The organism is Paenarthrobacter sp. NPDC058040, from assembly GCF_042885775.1.
Taxonomy (GTDB): domain Bacteria; phylum Actinomycetota; class Actinomycetes; order Actinomycetales; family Micrococcaceae; genus Arthrobacter.
The window spans coordinates 1-1837 of record NZ_JBHVRN010000045.1 but is presented as its reverse complement, the minus strand read 5'-3'; the positions used below and the strand labels follow the sequence as shown (position 1 = coordinate 1837).

The following is a 1837-nucleotide window of genomic DNA, read 5'->3' as shown; positions in this document are numbered from 1 at the left end:
CACCCGGGAGGGTGTGGGAGAGTAGGACACCGCCGGACACTAATTACAACGGGAGCCCCGACCACGACGGTCGGGGCTCCCGCCATTTAACACCAACCACCGCTCAAACCCGGATAACCTCGCCACGCGCAAGTGCGAAGGGAAGCCGGTCAAAGACGATATGGATCTGCGTAATCCGGCCATCCCGGACTCTGTAGAATTCGGCTCCCGGCGCACTGGGAACAGCGGCGCTGGCCGTGTCATACATGAGCAACGCCTCGCTCCCGTTTCCGTGCGCTGCGAGGAGCCGCGATCCTGTCAGTGTGGCAGCGAACGGAGCCATGAAGGCTCGAACGGCTGTAGTGCCAGCCAGCGTTCCAGCTGGCGTGTGGCAGACAATGTCGTCCGCCAAATACCTCGCCGCAGTTTCCAGGTCGCCAGTGGTCCACACGCGGTGGTAAGCCTTCGCAACATCAACAGCTGCCGATTCTTCTTGGGCCATGTCCTTGTCCTTTCATTCAGGGTTACACCTGTGAAGCTGCAGGAGGTCATGCTCGCAGCCTGGAAGGGTTTGCCTGGCTTCGTTGGGAGGTCGTCGATCCGGACGTGGCTTTACCGGATCGCAACCACTCGTTCGCTCAACGCCATACGCGATCGTCGTCGTCGACCCTTCATCAAACCGACTCCGCCGTTTGAGCCCCCAGCGCCAACGGACAGTTTCGATCTGCCGCACCTGCAGCCCTACCCGGATGCCCTGCTCGCTGAGCTCGACCCGGCTGAGCAGGCCGTTGCCCTTGAAAGCATCGAGCTGGCGTTCGTCGTCGTCCTCCAGCACTTGCCGCCGCGCCAGGCCGCGGCGCTGGTCCTCTGTGATGTCTTGGACTTTTCGGTGTCCGAGGCGGCGGTAATGCTCGGCACAAGTTCGACGGCGGCCAAGGGGCTGCTTCAGCGTGCACGGGCCGTGACTCCGATGTCCGAACCAATGGGTAAACGGCCGACAACGATCCGGTAGTGCGTAAGTTCGCCGACGCGTTTGCTCACGACGACGTCGACGCCGTCGTGGAGTTGCTTACCGATGCGAGTTGGCTCGCGATGCCGCCGGCTACGCAGCGCTACGTGGGCCGCTCCGCCGTCGGAACCTTCCTGAGAGCCAGCGCCGCTGGCCGACCGGGTGGGAGCTACGTCCTGGTCAGGACCCAGGCCGGCCGTCGGCCGGCATTCGTTTGCTACTTGCAGGGACAGGCACGTGGTCTCTTGGTGATCGAGCCTGACCCGGGCGGTGGGAAGATCGCCTCCATGGTGCGGTTTCTCGACGACGGACTTCACAGACAGTTCGGGATGCCGGACGTCCTGGAGTAGCTGCGTCGATTGCAGGCCACCGCTGGATGTGAGACGGCGGATGGTCGCCTTTTTGTGACCGGGACAAGGGGAATCCGGTACCTACGACGAGGGTATGCAGCGCCGAACCTGCTGGCCGAAGTATGCCGTGGAGACCGCCTTCAGCGGTGGATTTGCGTTGGGGTGTTGGGGCGTGTATTGTTTTCTGAGTCGCCGGGAGCGAAACGGAAAGCCGGAAGGTGTGTACGGTTCGGGTTGGCGGCCAAAATAACTCTTCTTTTCCAATGGCCCTTGGTGGTTGCGCTGCTGTGTGTGGTGTTTCCTGGGGTGATGTTTTGGGGGGTCTGTTGTTTGAGAACTCAATAGTGTGCCAAGTTTGTTGATACCGATTGTTTTACCAATTGGTTGAAATTTATTGCCGAGCCATCGCGCACCCCCGTGTGTGGTGGTTTGGTTTTCAGCTGGTTTCAGATTTGCAGCCGTTTTTGCCGTGATTTCCGGTGGGGGTGGTTGTGTTTCG

The 1837-nt window shown here is 61.0% G+C and carries 4 protein-coding genes; 2 read left to right on the top strand and 2 right to left on the bottom strand.

The genetic code is table 11. From position 1 onward, the window contains the following. Positions 1–103: 103 nt before the first annotated feature. Positions 104–481, bottom strand: coding sequence for a nuclear transport factor 2 family protein (locus tag ACFVSJ_RS24405; RefSeq protein WP_387439702.1), 378 nt, complete (start codon positions 479–481; stop codon positions 104–106). A 30-nt stretch (positions 482–511) separates the two neighbouring features. Here ACFVSJ_RS24405 and ACFVSJ_RS24400 point away from each other — a divergent pair, with 30 nt between their 5' ends. Continuing rightward, positions 512–991, top strand: coding sequence for a sigma-70 family RNA polymerase sigma factor (locus ACFVSJ_RS24400; RefSeq protein ID WP_387439701.1), 480 nt, complete (start codon positions 512–514; stop codon positions 989–991). Further along, on the top strand, positions 991–1338 hold the full coding sequence (locus ACFVSJ_RS24395; protein WP_387439700.1) for a hypothetical protein: 348 nt from the start codon (positions 991–993) through the stop codon (positions 1336–1338). Before ACFVSJ_RS24400 ends, ACFVSJ_RS24395 begins: the two co-directional genes overlap by 1 nt. Before the next feature lie 81 nt (positions 1339–1419). On the opposite strand, the gene ACFVSJ_RS24390 is transcribed toward ACFVSJ_RS24395, so the two are convergent. After that, positions 1420–1837 (bottom strand): hypothetical protein (locus ACFVSJ_RS24390; protein WP_387439699.1); only part of this gene is annotated, 418 nt, incomplete at its 5' end.